The 15,438-nt window shown below is 63.2% G+C and carries 12 protein-coding genes; 5 read left to right on the forward strand and 7 right to left on the reverse strand.

Translation table 11 applies throughout. From position 1 onward, the window contains the following. Positions 1-10: 10 nt before the first annotated feature. The 4 genes from PSV26_RS03230 to PSV26_RS03245 are packed head-to-tail and all read right to left on the reverse strand — an operon-like array spanning position 11 to position 4,783. The gene (locus tag PSV26_RS03230) at positions 11-2,170 is read right to left on the reverse strand and encodes an acetate--CoA ligase family protein (protein WP_300567656.1); all 2,160 of its coding nucleotides are present in this window, start codon (positions 2,168-2,170) and stop codon (positions 11-13) included. Then, positions 2,167-2,616 (reverse strand): Zn-ribbon domain-containing OB-fold protein, encoded by a 450-nt coding sequence (locus PSV26_RS03235; protein ID WP_300567659.1) that lies wholly within the window; start codon positions 2,614-2,616, stop codon positions 2,167-2,169. Before PSV26_RS03235 ends, PSV26_RS03230 begins: the two co-directional genes overlap by 4 nt. Beyond that, on the reverse strand, positions 2,613-3,818 hold the full coding sequence (locus tag PSV26_RS03240) for a thiolase family protein (RefSeq protein WP_300567660.1): 1,206 nt from the start codon (positions 3,816-3,818) through the stop codon (positions 2,613-2,615). Before PSV26_RS03240 ends, PSV26_RS03235 begins: the two co-directional genes overlap by 4 nt. Further along, entirely contained in the window at positions 3,815-4,783 is a 969-nt protein-coding gene (locus tag PSV26_RS03245) for a tripartite tricarboxylate transporter substrate binding protein (RefSeq protein WP_300567663.1), read from the reverse strand. The genes PSV26_RS03240 and PSV26_RS03245 overlap by 4 nt, the downstream gene beginning before the upstream one ends. 142 nt (positions 4,784-4,925) lie before the next feature. On the opposite strand from PSV26_RS03245, the gene PSV26_RS03250 reads away from it, so the two are divergent. After that, on the forward strand, positions 4,926-6,638 hold the full coding sequence (locus tag PSV26_RS03250; RefSeq protein WP_300567666.1) for a sigma 54-interacting transcriptional regulator: 1,713 nt from the start codon (positions 4,926-4,928) through the stop codon (positions 6,636-6,638). Between the two features lie 26 nt (positions 6,639-6,664). On the opposite strand, the gene PSV26_RS03255 is transcribed toward PSV26_RS03250, so the two are convergent. From PSV26_RS03255 to PSV26_RS03265, 3 genes are all read right to left on the reverse strand, one after another. Continuing rightward, complete coding sequence (locus PSV26_RS03255) at positions 6,665-7,603, reverse strand: FAD-binding protein (RefSeq protein WP_300567669.1); 939 nt, start codon at positions 7,601-7,603, stop codon at positions 6,665-6,667. After that, a complete protein-coding gene (locus PSV26_RS03260; RefSeq protein WP_300567672.1) occupies positions 7,603-8,352 on the reverse strand; it encodes an electron transfer flavoprotein subunit beta/FixA family protein in 750 nt (249 codons plus the stop codon). The genes PSV26_RS03255 and PSV26_RS03260 overlap by 1 nt, the downstream gene beginning before the upstream one ends. Before the next feature lie 72 nt (positions 8,353-8,424). Next, entirely contained in the window at positions 8,425-9,024 is a 600-nt protein-coding gene (locus PSV26_RS03265) for a TetR/AcrR family transcriptional regulator (protein ID WP_300567675.1), read from the reverse strand. Between the two features lie 147 nt (positions 9,025-9,171). Here PSV26_RS03265 and PSV26_RS03270 point away from each other — a divergent pair, with 147 nt between their 5' ends. The 4 genes from PSV26_RS03270 to PSV26_RS03285 all read left to right on the forward strand — a co-directional run bounded on the left by PSV26_RS03270 (position 9,172) and on the right by PSV26_RS03285 (position 15,431). Beyond that, positions 9,172-10,308 (forward strand): acyl-CoA dehydrogenase family protein, encoded by a 1,137-nt coding sequence (locus tag PSV26_RS03270; RefSeq protein WP_300567677.1) that lies wholly within the window; start codon positions 9,172-9,174, stop codon positions 10,306-10,308. 70 nt (positions 10,309-10,378) lie between these two features. Then, the gene (locus PSV26_RS03275) at positions 10,379-11,587 is read left to right on the forward strand and encodes an acetyl-CoA C-acetyltransferase (RefSeq protein ID WP_300567680.1); all 1,209 of its coding nucleotides are present in this window, start codon (positions 10,379-10,381) and stop codon (positions 11,585-11,587) included. Positions 11,588-11,632: 45 nt separating this feature from the next. Further along, positions 11,633-13,765: a 3-hydroxyacyl-CoA dehydrogenase NAD-binding domain-containing protein gene (locus tag PSV26_RS03280; RefSeq protein WP_300567683.1), complete on the forward strand. Its 2,133-nt coding sequence runs from the start codon at positions 11,633-11,635 to the stop codon at positions 13,763-13,765. A 46-nt stretch (positions 13,766-13,811) separates the two neighbouring features. Further along, positions 13,812-15,431 carry a carboxyl transferase domain-containing protein gene (locus tag PSV26_RS03285; RefSeq protein ID WP_300567686.1) on the forward strand — a complete coding sequence of 540 codons (1,620 nt, stop codon included), beginning with the start codon at positions 13,812-13,814 and terminating at the stop codon, positions 15,429-15,431. Positions 15,432-15,438: the final 7 nt, after the last annotated feature.

A 15,438-nucleotide genomic window follows, 5' to 3' on the forward strand; every position in this document is an offset into this window, starting at 1 on the left:
CGTTTTTCCTTCAAGCATCGCTCGGAATGCGGCGCACGATCAGCGCGTCCACGATGGCAAAGCCCTGGGCATGGCAGATCACGGGGTTAATGTCGATTTCTTCCACCTCGTCGGCCCAATCCATGCACAATTGCGAAAAGCGCGCAATCAATTGGACGAGTGCGGGCAGATCAACACCGGGTTTGCCCCGGTAGCCTTGTAGCAGCTGATAAGCTTTGAGGCGGCGCAGCATTTCATGGGCCTGCGTGGTGCTCAAAGGGGCGAGCTCAGTGGCGACGTCGCCGAACACCTCGATCAGCACCCCACCCAGACCTACCATCAGCAGCGGGCCGAATACCGGGTCGCGCTTCATGCCCAGCGCCAGTTCCACATGGCCGCGCACCATGGGCTGCAGCAAGAAAATACCATCATGGCCGACCATGCGTTGACTGATGTCCGCACATGCGGCGGCCACGTTGGCGGCGTCGGGCAGGTCGACCTTGACCAACCCCAGCTCGGTTTTGTGGGCGAAGTCGGGTGTATCGAACTTCAATACCAGCGGGTAGCCCAGACGGTCGGCGGCGGCCACGGCCTCCTGAGCCGTGGTGGCACTGACTTCGGGCACCACCGGCAGGCCGTATTGCGCCACCAATTGCTTGGCCACATGCTCGGTCACCATGCGCGCTTGCTGGCGCAATTGTGCCAAGGCCTGTGCGCGTGTGGCGGCATCCGGGCTTTGGGGTTCCGGCATTGCGGCGCTGGCTCTCCGCGCCAGAGCGGCCTGCGCACGCCGCTGGTGCCACACATGCCAGTGTGCAATGGTTTTGAAGCAACGTTCGGTGTCGCGGAAAAAACCGACTTTCTCATCGCGGGCATAGGTGGCAGCCCCCGGTCCTTCCAGCCAGTCGGAAAGCCACACGATACACACCGGCTTGCCCGACGCCTGTGCCAGGCGCGACACCACGGAGCAGCGCTGCTCGGCTAGAGTTTGGCTTGCGGTAACCTGCGGTAACACCAGCGCGCCGTACGCGACGTCGTCCAGCATAGCTTGGGCGCATGCTTCAAAGGCTTTCGGGTTGTTCAGCACTTGGCCGGTGATATCACAGGGGTTGCGCGCCGAGCCGAACTCGGGCACACACTCATTCAATACTTGCTGCGCCACCAGGCCCGGTTGTGGCAGCGTCACTCCGTTCGAGGCGGCGGCGTCGGTGGACATAATTGCCGCGCCACCCGACGTGGCCATCACCGCCACGCCCGCAGCCTGGGGGGCGGGCGCTTTGGCAAAGAAGTCAGCCATTTCGGTCAATTCGGCCAAGGAGTTCGCTTGTACGAATTGCCCGCGCCGCATCGCCGCTTCAAAGGCTTGTGATGAACCGGCCAGGCTGCCGGTGTGCGACTGCGCGGCGGCTGCTGCAGCTTCACCCACCGCCGTTTTGTAGATGATCACGGGCTTGGCCGCTTGCTGCGCACGCTCGGCCAGCGCCTGAAGGCGCGCAGCATCGCCAGCGGCCTCGAACACACAGGCCACGGCTTTACTGGCTGGGTCTTCAATAAGGTAGTTGATCAAGTCCAGAGTATCGACATCGCAAGAGTTGCCCGCCGTTAGCATGTACGTGTAGGCAAAGCCATGCTGTGTTCCCTGCAAGATGGCGTAACCTAAAGCGCCCGACTGGCTGACAAGTCCCACGCGACCGAGCCTCCGATCAAGATCGGCATATCCCATCTGGAACAGCAGTCCCGCCCCCAGCATGTTGTTGGCCATGCCCAGGCAATTGGGACCCAGAACGCGCAGGCCGCTGCCACGCGCGATGTCGGCCATCGCCTGTTGTTGGGCGATACGGTCGGCCAAGCCTGTTTCGGCAAAACCTGAAGCGTACACGATAGCGCCGCCCGCGCCCACATCGCCTGCGGCACGCACGGCCTCCAGCGCGGCCTCTTGTGGCAGAGCGACTATCACGCAATCGGGGACCATGGGCAATGCCGCCAGACCGGGGTAGCAAGGCCGACCGTCAATTGACTCATAACGCGGATTGACCAAGAACACGTCGCCGCCAAAGTGGATCATGTTTTCCATCGTGCGCGAGGAAAAAGCCCCCGGTTTGGCGCTGGCACCCACAATGGCCACGCTGCGCGGGGCAAGCAACCGGCTCAGTTCGGTACGACCGTATAAGGAACGAGGCACGGCATTCATATATTTGTAGGTTGAAGTAGTTGTGCCGCAAACAGAGGGCCATCGTCATATTCGACCACCACCAACTCTACCGGTTGGCCGATAGCGGCTGCGCTGGAAGTTGTTCCCAGCAAGCGGGTGGCGATACGCAAGCCCGCGTCCAGATCGACAATGCCCACTTGGTACGGTGACTCAGAACGAAACACCTGTGGCGCGGCATGTATGGTGGTGGCGGAATAGACCACCCCGCGCGGCGACAGCGCCTGCCAGCGCGCCGCGCGACTCCAGCAATGCGGACAAAACGGCTTGGGCGGAAAAGATAGGCGTCCGCAATCATCGCAGTGTGTGGCCAGGAACTGGTGCTCGCTCAGGCCCTGCCAGAAGCGAGCCGTGAATTCAGAGCTTGTGGGCGGGTAGGGTCGTGAGGTTCTGGCGCGCAAAGCGGTCATCAACAGGGGGGATCTCATGAGACGGCCTCCAGAATATGCACCAGCGCGGCGTTGTAGTTGCCCAGCTCGCAGGCGGTCATGCCCAGGGTCGCCTGCGACACTTGGCGCGACCCCGCACGGTGGGTGAGTTGCTCAAACGCCTCGACAAAGGAATACAGCGGTGTGATGAAAGGCGGGTGGCCCCGCGAGATTAACCCGCCTGAGGTGCAGATGGGTAAGCGCCCACCCAGCTCGGTTTCACCGGCGGCCGCACAGGCCGCGCCGCGCCCGCGTGGCGCCAAGCTCAGTGCTTCGCTGACCAGCACCTCGACGATCGTGCAGGGTGCGTAGAGCTCGGCAAAATCGATGTCCTGCGGCCGCAAACCCGCAGCCGCATAGGCCGCGCCACCGGCTTTGACAGCTGCGTTGAAGTCTATCATGTCGGACGGCACTTCGGAAATCTGGTGCGCGCCCTCGTGGTGAAAGCCGCGTCCGCGCACGCGCGCATAGGGCCGACGCAGGCTGCGTGCAACGTCTTCACAGGCCAGCACGATGCAGGCCGCGCCATCGGAGCGCGGGGGAACTTCGTACAGTCCAAAGGGCTCCACGATTGGGCGCTGCGCCAGCACGTCTTCCAGAGTGATTTCTTCTCGGTACTGTGCCAACGGGTTGAGGGCTGCATGCCTCCTGTTCTTTACCGCCACGCTTGCGATTTCGGCGCGCGTGCTGCCATACTCGTGCATGTAGCGCATAGCGTCCATGGCGTACCAGGAAATTGGCGTAAAGCCAAACGGCGTGTGAAAAGACACGTCACCGGTGGCGCGCATGGATCGGTTCATGTGTTCTGCGCTGCCGATAGCGGTTTCAAAATTCACACCTAGGGCTAGTGCCACGTCGGCGCGGCCGGTCTCGATCATTTGCGCGGCTTGGTCGAACGCCAGCCCACCAGTCATGCCGTTACCCACCACCTCCATCACTACGCCATTGGTCGACAATCGCATGTAGTTGGCCATAAAGGTGCCGAAGTACAACTGCTGGGTGTACGTCCGGGGGTGGCAAAACACCATCGCGTCGATGGCTTCCTTAGTCACGCCGGCCTGGCTCACTGCATCCAACACACAGTCAGCCAGCACTTCGTGCTCCAGCACTTGGGTAGACAGTTGCGGATTGGCCTGCAACCGCCCGCAAGGAATGGCTGCGGCACCGACGATGGCCACTTGCCGTTGTCCTAACCGTCTCATTGCGTTTTGAGTAAACCGGCACGCTCAATGAATTCGCGCTCGGTCTGAAAGGCCGGCACCGCCCACTTGGCGTATTGCTCGGACGAACGGTACCAAGGAATCAGGGAGAGCGTGTCCAATAGGACTTTGTTGCTCGCATCCTCCATCGCCACCTTAAATGCGTCATGCAAGCGCTTGACTACGGCCGGCGGCATGTTGCGAGGCCCCACGATGCCGTATGGCGAGGAGTAGACGATGTCGTAACCCAACTCTTTAGTCGTCGGCACATTAGGGAAGTGGCTCAATCGCTCTGCATCGAATATGCTCAAGATGCGGGCCGTCTTGGCCTCGACCTGAGCATTTACGCTACCCACATTGTTGAGTGTGACCATGACGTGCCCACCCAGCATGGCGGTGGTGGTTTCACCACCACCCTTGTAAGGAACATGAATCGCTGTGAAGCCGGCGCGCTTGGCCAGATCCGCCATCAGTAGGTGCAGCGAGGAGCCCTGCCCCGGCGTGCCGTAGGTGAGACTACCGGGGTTAGCCTTGGCCCAAGTCACCATGTCGGCCAAGGTTTTGAACGGCGAATCCTCGCGCACGACCACAGCAAAACTGTAGCCGCCCACACCGATGATCCAAGTGAAATCGGTCAAAGGGTTCCAGTTCACGCTTTGCAGATGTGGCTGGCGCAGCAACGACACGGTACTGGCGGAGATGGTGTAGCCGTCGGGCTTAGCGGTACGAGCCATTTGCACTGGGCCGATGGTGCCATTACCCCCTGGTTTGTTCTCCACAATCACCGGCTGCCCCAGTGAGCGAGAGGCCAATTCCGCCAATTTTCGATATTGGGTATCGGTCGCGCCCGAGCCGTAGGGCACTATCAGCGTCACAGGCTTGTTGGGAAAATCTTGCGCTCCCGCGCCAGCGGCCAACAGGCCACAAACCAATACAGCTGCTTCTTGTAGCCACTTCATGCGTACCATGGGTTGTCTCCTAGGTGGTAGGTCGATTGCGTTATGATGCCTAATTAGCAAGTCACGTGCCAAATAAAAAAATAGCCCCAGAAGGGTTAAAACTCCTCGAACGGCGGAAAAATGTCCCCGCCAAATACATCAGCTGTTTGAATTGACGACACTTTTTAAAAATGTAGCCAAAGACGACAACCCCTCCACTGCCGCTGGGGGGACTCCGCCCGACGTCCTGGGAGTCTTGATTTGTACAATTCATGGCCAGATCGTATGGGCGCAGGGCATCGCCAAGCAGCCCACCGTGCAAGCGGCGCTCGTGGCCGCATTGACGCATTCGCCGGAACAGCGCCATGTGTTCGCGCTGGACGGGCCGCCGCCTTGCGTCGCTGTGGCGCTGGTCAATGAGCAAACCCAGGTGGTGGTATTGCGCGCAGCGGACAAGCAGGATGTGCTGTTTGATTTTGTCGCTACCGTGCCGTTTGCCGCAGCGGCGCTTAATCATTTTTTGACCAGCTCGTACGATGCCATCTCGGTGACAGACGCGCAGGGCGTCCTGCGATTCATCAGCCCCACGCATGAGCGTTGGCTGGGGCTTCGTCGTGGAGAGGCGCTGGGGCGTCCGGCGGAGGAGGTAATCCCGAATTCACGCATGGCCGAGGTGGCGGCGTCGGGCAAGGCAGAGGTCGGCTATCCTTACTCTCCCGATGGTGTGGCTACCCGCATTGTTAGCCGCATTCCCATTCTGCAAAATGGTGATGTGGCGGGCGTGATAGGCCGCACACTGTTCAAAGGGCCAGAGGTGGTAGAGCGTATGCACCGCGAAGTCTCGCGCCTCCAGGACGAAGTGCAGCGCTACCGGCACCAACTCGACCAGTTGCGCCAGCAGCCCGCCGCGTTGGGGCGGTTGATTGGCGACAGCGCCCCTATGCACCGACTTAAGCAGGAAATCCAGCTGGTGGCGCAGTTTGACGTGCCGGTGCTTATCCTCGGGGAAAGCGGCACGGGCAAAGAGCTGGTGGCCAAAGCGCTACACGAGCTCAGCCCACGCTGTGAGCGCCCTCTGGTCAACCTGAACCTGGCAGCCCTGCCCGCGAGTTTGCTGGAAGCGGAGCTGTTTGGCTACGCTCCAGGCACCTTCACCGGCAGCCTGAAGACCGGCCGCCCCGGCAAGTTTGAAAGCGCTGACTGCAGCACGGTGTTTCTGGACGAGGTCGGCGACATTCCAGCTGATATCCAAGTTAAATTGCTTCGCGTGCTGGAGGACCGGGTGGTTGAGCGCCTGGGTGAGCATAAGCCCCGGCAAGTAGACTTTCGGCTGGTGTCGGCTACGCATCGCAAGATGGAGGCTCTGATCGATGCCGGCCAGTTCCGTCTAGACCTGTTTTACCGCTTGGCTGGGGTGACTCTGCATGTGCCTAGCCTGCGTGAGCGCGTGCAAGACATCCTGCCCCTGCTGCAGCATTTCGTGCAGCAATTTTGCCAGCGTAACCGCTGGCCCGTGCCCGAGATAGAGCAGGAGGTGGCTCCATACCTCGCTCAACAGCCCTGGCCGGGCAATGTGCGACAGCTGCGACAGCGAGTGGAAGAGGCGCTCGTGTTTTCCGCAGGCAAGCGCTTGGCCTTGGCGCACTTTGAACGCGGCAGCGCAGGGCAGCCCGAGCCGGCCCCCGCCCTGCCTATAAGCCCAGCGCTCCTCACAGAACTCGCCTCAGTCCCACCGCGCCTTTTGAGCGAACTGGAGCAAGAGGCGGCTCGGCAGGCTGTGGCTTTTTTTGCAGGCAACAAAAAACGCAGCGCCCAAGCGCTCGGCATATCACGCTCGCACTTGTACAAATTGCTGAGATCAGAGACCGCGGTTGGCGAAGAGTGATGCACCCCCGGTGCCAGCCCCGCGCCCTATAAAGCAGTTACCAGCTCCGGCACGGCGCTAAACAGATCGGCCACCAGGCCATAGTCGGCCACCTGGAAGATCGGCGCTTCAGCGTCCTTGTTGATGGCAACAATCACCTTGCTGTCCTTCATGCCGGCCAGGTGCTGGATGGCGCCCGAGATGCCAACCGCCACGTACAACTGGGGTGCCACGATCTTGCCGGTCTGACCGACCTGGTAGTCGTTGGGCGCGTAGCCGGCGTCGACGGCGGCGCGCGAGGCGCCGATCGCCGCTCCGAGCTTGTCGGCCAGCGGCTCCAGCACGGCGTGAAACTTGTCGGCCGCGCCCAGGCCGCGTCCGCCCGATACGATGACCGATGCGGCGGCGAGTTCCGGGCGTTCCAGCTTCACCACCTCACGTCCGACCAGGGTGCTCAGGCCGAGATCGGCGCCCGCGTCCAGCGTCTCGACCACGGCCGTGCCGCCCGCGCCCGCCGGGTCGAAGGCGGTGGTGCGAATGCTCAGCACCTTGATGGCATCCTTCGATTGCACGCGGGCCAGCGCGTTGCCGGCATAGAACGGGCGCTGGAAGGTGTCGGGCGATTCGATGGCGATCACGTCCGACATCTGGGAGGCGTCCAGCAAGGCCGCCACGCGCGGCAGCACGTTCTTGCCAAAGGCCGTGGCCGGCGCCAGCACATGGGTGTAGCCGGCATCGGCGCGCACGCGTGAGCGCACCAGCGCGGCCAGGTTCTCGGCCAGATGGGCCTCGTAGTGCGTCGCGTCGGCGTGCAGCACCTTGCTCACGCCCGCGACCGCAGCAGCAGCCTGGGCAACGGCAACGCAATTGCCACCCGCCACGAGCACATGAATGTCGCCGCCGATGCGCGTGGCGGCGGCAATCGTGTTCAGCGTGGCCGCTTTGAGTACGGCGTTGTCGTGTTCCGCAATGATCAGGGTTGTCATCAGATCACCTTCGCTTCTTCTTTGAGTCGTTTGACGAGTTCGGCCGGGTCGGCCACCTTGATGCCGGCCTTGCGGGTCGGCGGCTCGCTGACGTGCAGGGTCTCGGTGCGCGGCGCGATGTCGATGCCGAGCTCGGCGGCCTTGATTACCTCCATCGGCTTTTTCTTGGCCTTCATGATGTTGGGCAGCGTGATGAAGCGCGGCTCGTTCAGGCGCAGGTCGGTCGTGATCACGGCCGGCAGCGTCATTGCCAGGGTTTCCAGGCCACCGTCGATCTCGCGCGTGATGGTGGCGGTGTCGCCGCTGATCTGCACCTTGGAGGCAAAGCTGGCCTGGGCCCAGCCCATCAGCGCGCCAAACATCTGGCCAGTCTGGCCAGCGTCGTCATCGATCGCCTGCTTGCCGAAGATGGCGAACTGCACGCCCTCTTTGATAGCCACGTGCTGCATCAGTTTGGCCACCGCCAGTGGTTCGAGCCCGGCGTCGGTTTCGATCAGCACGGCGCGATCGGCGCCGATGGCCATCGCGCTGCGCAGCGTCTCCTGGCAAGCGGTCGGGCCGCAGGACACGACGATCACTTCAGAAGCGACACCGGCCTCCCTGAGGCGCACCGCCTCTTCGCAGGCAATCTCGTCGAACGGGTTCATGGACAATTTCTGGTTCGCGAGATCGACTCCCGAACCGTCGGACTTGACGCGGGCCTTGACGTTGTAGTCCAGCACCCGCTTGACGGCGACCAATATCTTCACTTTATCTCCATGTAATTAAAAAATAGGCAACTCAAAAATGGTAAGAACGGAGCAAATCCGGTCCGCTTAACCCTAGCTCACTCCCGATGCGGCCACACGAGGAAACAGCATCGTGTACATGCGCTGCGCCAACGCATCGACGTCCAGACGCCCGCCAGGCCGGTACCACTGCGCCGTCCAGTTGAGGGCGCCGAGCACCGTCTGGCGCACCAGAACGACATCGGTGTCGACCAGGTCCAGCGCCGCAGCCTCGCTGATCGGCGCCATCCACAAGGCCTCGTAGGCGTCGCGCGATGCCATCACCCGGGTCTGCGCGTCCGGCGAGAGGCTGCGCCACTCGTAGAGCAGCACGGTCATCGCGTCGAGCCGCGGACCCAGCAAGGCCTTCAGGTGACTGCGCACCATCGACAGCAGCAGCTCGGGTAGGCGAGTCTCGCCAGCCAGCCCGTCGCGCACCGACTGCATGATGTCGCGAACGCCCTCCTCCATGATCGCCACCAGCAGTTCCTCCTTGGTGGCGAAGTGGTAGAAGAGCGAGCCCGAAGTCATGCCCATGGCCTGGGCAATCTCGCGCACCGAGGTGCGCTCGAAACCCTGGCGCCGGAACCGGCTCGCCGAAGTCGCGAGGATCGCATCTCTGCGCGGGAGTGGGTTGTTTCGCTCCTTTGTCATGCCGTATACTATACCATCTAACAAGCGTTTGGTTGATGGTCTTATCCGTCGCGTGTTGGGTGCTTCCGGCGCCTTTCCGCGTGGACGATCCCACTCTTCGCAAACCGTCGGCCATGCCAGCGTCAATCGGATTTCAAGGACAGACCCATGCTCAACCGCACCCTCTTCGGTGAAGAACACGAACTCTTCCGGGACCAGGCCCGCCGCTTTCTGGAAGAAGAGGTCATCCCCCATCACGCTGGCTGGGAAACCGATGGCATCGTGCCGCGCGCCGTCTGGCGCAAGGCCGGCGCCGCGGGCCTGCTGTGCCCCGCCATACCCGAGCAATACGGCGGCGGTGGCGGCACGCGCCTGCACAGTGCCGTGCTGATCGAGGAAGTCGCGCGCGCCGGCACGAGCGGGATCGGCTTCGGCCTGCACTCCGACATCGTGGCACCTTACATCCTGGCCTACGGCACCGAGGAGCAAAAGCGCAGCTGGCTACCGAAGATGGCCACCGGCGAGGTGATTGGCGCCATCGCCATGACCGAGCCGGGCGCGGGCAGCGACCTGCAAAACGTGCGCACCACCGCCGTGCGCGACGGCGACGAACTGGTGATTAATGGTCAGAAGACGTTCATCACCAATGGCCAGAACGCCGACTTGGTGATCGTCGTCGTCAAGACCGATCCGACGCAAGGTGCCAAGGGCACCTCGCTGGTGCTGGTCGAGACCAATCGCCCCGGTTTCACGCGCGGGCGCAACCTCGAAAAGATCGGCATGAAGGCGCAGGACACCTCGGAACTCTTCTTCGACGGCGTGCGCGTGCCGGCCGGCAACATCCTCGGCGGCGAGGGCAAGGGCTTTTTCCTGCTGATGCAGGAACTGGCCTGGGAGCGCATGCAGATCGCCATCGGCGCGGTGGCGGGCGCCGAGGCCGCGCTCGAATGGACGCTGGTCTACACCAAGGATCGCAAGGCCTTCGGCCAGCGCGTGATCGATTTCCAGCACAACCGCTTCAAGCTCGCCGAAATGAAGACCGAGGTGCAGATCGCACAGGTCTTTGTCGACCGCCTGCTCGGCCTGCTGATGGACGGTCAGCTTGATGCTGCCACCGCCGCGATGGCCAAGTACTGGACCACCGACCTGCACTGCAAGGTGATCGACCAATGCCTGCAGATGTTCGGCGGCTTCGGCTACATGTGGGAGTACCCGATTGCCCGCGCCTATGCGGATGCGCGCGTCGCGCGCATCTACGGTGGCGCCAACGAAATCATGAAGGAAATCATCAGCCGTACGCTGTAGCACCCGCCGCCAGCCGCTTTTCGCCCTCTTGCCTATCGCTTCCACAGATTCAAAAAACAGGAAACCCACCATGACCGACGCATTCATTTACGACGCCGTGCGCACGCCGCGCGGCAAGGGCCGCAGCTCGGGTGCGCTGCACGGCACCACGCCCATCAGTTTGGCCATCACGGCGCTGCAGGCGCTGCGCGACCGCAACACCCTGGACACCGCCTTCGTGGACGATATTATCCTCGGCTGTGTCGAACCCGCCGGTGAGCAAGGCGCCGACATCGCGCGCGTTGCGGCCATCGCCGCCGGGTACCACGAGAGCGTTGCCGGCGTGCAGGTCAATCGCTTTTGCGCCTCGGGGCTCGAGGCCTGCAACATGGCCGCCGCCAAAGTGATGTCGGGCCAGTCGCCACTGGTCATCGGCGGCGGGGTAGAGAGCATGAGCCGTGTGCCCATGGGCACCAGCGGCGGCGCCTGGGCGATTGACCCAGCAGTGGCGATTCCGACCTATTTCGTGCCGCAGGGCATTTCGGCCGACCTGATTGCCACCCTTTACGGCCACAGCCGCAGCGACGTCGACAGCTACGCGGTCGAAAGCCAGCGCCGCGCTGCGCTCGCCTGGGCCGAGGGCCGCTTCGCCAAGTCGATCGTTCCAGTCAAGGACGTGAACGGTTGCATCGTACTTGACCGCGACGAACACATGCGCGCCGAAACCACCCTAGAGTCGCTCGCCAAGCTGGAACCTGCGTTCAAGTTGCAGGGCGAAAAATACGGCTTCGACGCTGTCGCCATCCAGCGTTATCCGGAGATCGAGCGCATGGTGCACGTGCACCACGCCGGCAATTCGTCGGGCATCGTCGATGGCGCGGCCGCGGTGCTGATCGGCAACGCCGAGGTCGGTAAACAGCTCGGCCTGAAAGCCCGTGCCCGCATCCGCTCGTTCTCATCCATCGGCAGCGAGCCCACCATCATGCTGACCGGCCCCTCCTACTCGGCGGAAAAGGCGCTCAAGCTGGCCGGCATGAAAGCGGCCGACATTGACCTCTACGAGTTGAACGAAGCCTTTGCCTCAGTCGTGCTGCGTTTCATGGAGGTGATGAAGGTCTCGCACGACAAGATGAACGTCAACGGCGGGGCCATCGCGATGGGGCACCCCCTGGGCGCGACCGGCGCCATGATTCTGGGCACCCTGCTCGACGAACTCGAGCGCCGCAACCTGTCCACCGGCCTGATCACGCTGTGCGTGGGCGCCGGCATGGGCACGGCCACCATCATCGAGCGCGTCTGAAGCCCTGGCACGACGCGAAACTCATCACAGACCTGGACCACCACCATGACTATTGACTACAAGGTTGATGCCGACGGCATCGCCACCATCACCTGGGCCATGCAGGACGTGCCCATGAACGTCCTCAACCAGCAATCGATTTCTGCCTTCGCCGACGCCGTGCAACGCGCCCAAGTGGACGCCGCCGTCAAGGGCGTGATCGTCACGTCAGCGAAGGCTGACTTCATTGCCGGCGCTGACCTCAACATGGTGCTGGCGCTCAAAGATGCCGCTGGCATGCTGGATTTTGTGTCGTCGTTACACAGTCTGCTGCGCGGCATCGAGACGGGCGGCAAGCCATACGTGGCGGCCATGAATGGCACCGCGCTGGGCGGCGGCTATGAAATTGCGCTGGCCTGCCATCGGCGCATCGCCGCCGACAACCCCAAAGCACTCATCGGGCTGCCCGAAGTCACGCTCGGCTTGCTACCAGGCGGGGGTGGCACGCAAAGGCTGCCACGCGTGATCGGCGTGCGCAACGCCCTGCCCTTCCTGCTGGAAGGTAAGAAACTCGCACCCAAAAAGGCACTGGAAGCCGGCCTGGTTGACGAGGTCGTCCCGGCCGATAAATTGCTCTCTCGTGCCAAGGAGTGGTTACTCGCCGACGGTGCCAAGAACGCCACCAGGCCATGGGACCAGAAGGGCTTCAAGCTGCCTGGAGGCGCTGTGCAAAGCCCAGCCGGCTACGAAACCTTCACCGCAGGCAACGCCATGCTGCGCGCCAAAACCTTTGGCAACTATCCCGCACCTGAGGCGATCTTGAACTGCGTCTACAACGGCTGCCAGGTCGACATCGACACCGGCTGCAAAGTCGAAATGCGCGAATTCGCGAAGCTGGCGACGGGGGTCGAATCCAAGAACATGATCCGCTCGCTGTTCTTCGGCATAGCCTCCGCCAGCAAGCTGGCCTCGCGGCCCAAGGGCGTGCCCAAGGCCAGCTACCGCAAGGTCGGCATTCTGGGGGCCGGCATGATGGGCGCGGGCATTGCCTTCTCCGCCGCGGAGGGCGGCATGGACGTGGTGCTGCTCGACAGCAGCACCGACGGCGCGGCCAGGGGCAAGGCCTACAGCGAAGGCCTGTGGAACAAACGCGTTGGGGCCAAGCGCATGACCGAGGCCGAGCGTGATGCCAAGCTCGCGCTGATCAAACCGACCACCGACTTTGCCGACCTGGAAGGCTGTGACATCGTGGTCGAAGCGGTGTTTGAAGACCGTGCCATCAAGGCCGACGTGACGCGCAAGGCCGAGGCGGTGATCGCCAGCAGCGCGATCCTTGCCTCCAACACCAGCACCCTGCCAATCAGCGGGCTGGCTGAAGCATCGACGCGTCCAGCCAACTTCATCGGCCTGCATTTCTTCTCGCCAGTCGACAAGATGCCGCTGGTCGAGATCATTCGCGGCCAGGCTACCAGTGACGAATGCCTGGCCCGTGCCATGGACTTCGTCAAGGCGATCCGCAAGACGCCCATCGTCGTCAATGACAGACGCGGCTTCTACACCAGCCGGGTGTTCTCGACCTACGTCGGCGAAGGCCTGGCGCTGCTGGCCGAAGGCGTGAAGCCGGCCCTGATCGACAACGCCGGGCGCATGACCGGCATGCCGGTGGGGCCGCTGGCGCTGGCCGACGAAGTCTCGCTCGAACTAATGGCGCGCATCCGCAAACAGACCGCCGCCGACCTCGGCGCTGCCTACCAGCGTAGCGCCATCGACGATGTCTGCGACCGCATGGTGGACCAACTCGGCCGGCTGGGCAAGAAAGTCGGCAAGGGCTTCTACGACTACCCGCAAGATGGCCAGAAGCAACTGTGGGCAGGCCTGGCGCAGGAGTTCCCGCTGGCGGCCACGCAACCCACGGTCGAAGAGGTCAAGCAGCGCCTGATGTTCATCCAGTCGGTCGAAACCACACGCTGCCTCGAAGAAAAAGTTCTGCTGGCACCGATCGATGCTGATGTCGGCGCGATCCTGGGCTGGGGCTTCCCAGCCTACTTGGGTGGCCCGATCGGCCAGATCCACAGCCTGGGGGTGTCCGCCTTTGTCAAAGCCTGCGAGAGCCTGGCAGAGCGGCACGGTGCGCGCTTCGCGCCGCCGCAACTGCTGCGCCGCATGGCTGATAGTGGCGAGCGTTTTTACGACCTGTAAGCACGCCCCACGCCTGTTCACTGCGATCTTTCAGCGAGAACCGCCCATGCCCGTCATCCAGAGCCAAATAGACCCGCAATCCGAGAGCTTCCAGCGCGAGCGCGCGCAGATGCTCGCCCTGATCGACAGTTTCCGCACGCTGGAAGACCGCGTGCGCAACACGTCCAACAGCCAGGAGGCCAAGTTCCGCGTCCGCAAACAGCTGCTGCCGCGCGAGCGCATCGCGCTGCTGCTCGACCGCGGCTCGTCGTGGCTGGAGTTCTCGACCCTGGCCGGTTTCAGGATGCACGACGACGACGGCGAGAAGAACGTGCTGGGGGGCGGGATCATCTGCGGCATCGGGGTGGTGTCTGGCATCCGCTGCGTGGTGATCGCCTCCGACAGCGCGATCAAGGGCGGCACCATCACGCCGATGGGCCTGCGCAAGAGCCTGCGCGCCGAAGCCATCGCACTGGAGAACAAACTGCCGGTGGTGCGACTGGTCGAGTCCGGCGGCGCCAACCTGATGCATGTGGGCGAGGTGTTCATTGACGGCGGCCGCGGCTTCGCTAACCAGGCACGGCTATCGGCCAGGGGCATTCCGCAGGTCTGCGTGATGCACGGCCACTCGACCGCCGGCGGCGCCTACCTGCCGGGTATGTCCGACTATGTGATCATGGTGCGCGGCCGCGCCAAGGCTTTCTTGGCCGGCCCGCCCTTGCTCAAGGCCGCCACCGGCGAGATCGCCACCGGCGAAGAGCTGGGCGGCGCCGAGATGCACTGCTCGATGTCGGGCGTGGCCGAGTACCTGGCCGAGGACGATGCCGACGGCATCCGCATCGCACGCGACATCCTGGCGCGGCTGCCGTGGAACGACCGCTTGCCGATGCGAGCGGTGAAGACCTGGAAAGAGCCGCGTTATCCGGTCGAGCAACTGGCGGGCGTGGTGCCGGTTGACTTCCGCCAGCCCTACGACATGCGCGAAGTGCTGGCGCGGGTGATCGACGACTCCGACTTCCTCGAATTCAAATCGCTGTACGGCTCCAGTACAGTGTGCGGCCATGGCGCCATCGAGGGACACCCTTGCGGCTTCATCGGCAACAACGGCCCCATTGATCCGCAAGGCGCCACCAAGGCGACCCAGTTCATCCAGCTGTGCTGCCAGTCGGGCACCCCCATCGTCTACCTGCAGAACACCACCGGTTTCATGGTCGGCAAGGAGGTCGAGCAAGTCGGCATGATCAAGCATGGCGCCAAGATGATCCAGGCCGTGGCCAATGCCACCGTGCCGCAGATCACCGTGATGACCGGCGCCTCCTTCGGCGCCGGCAACTACGGCATGTGCGGCCGCGCCTACGACCCGCGCTTCATGTTCGCCTGGCCCAACGCGCGGGTGGCGGTGATGGGCGGCGAACAGGCCGCCACCGTGATGCGCATCGTGACCGAGGAAAAAATGGCGAAGACCGGACAGGAACCATCAGCCGAAACCATGGCCACCATGAAGAGCGAGATCCTGGCACGTTTTGACCTCGAATCGCATTCGCTGTTTGCCACCGCGCGCCTGTGGGACGACGGCATCATCGACCCGCGCGACACCCGCCGCGCGCTCGCCACCACCCTGGCGGTGTGTCGCGAAGCCGGGTTGCGGCCTCTGAACTCGAACACCTTTGGCGTGGCACGGATGTGAGAACCCT

This window comes from Polaromonas sp. (genome assembly GCF_029945685.1).
GTDB lineage: Bacteria > Pseudomonadota > Gammaproteobacteria > Burkholderiales > Burkholderiaceae_C > Polaromonas.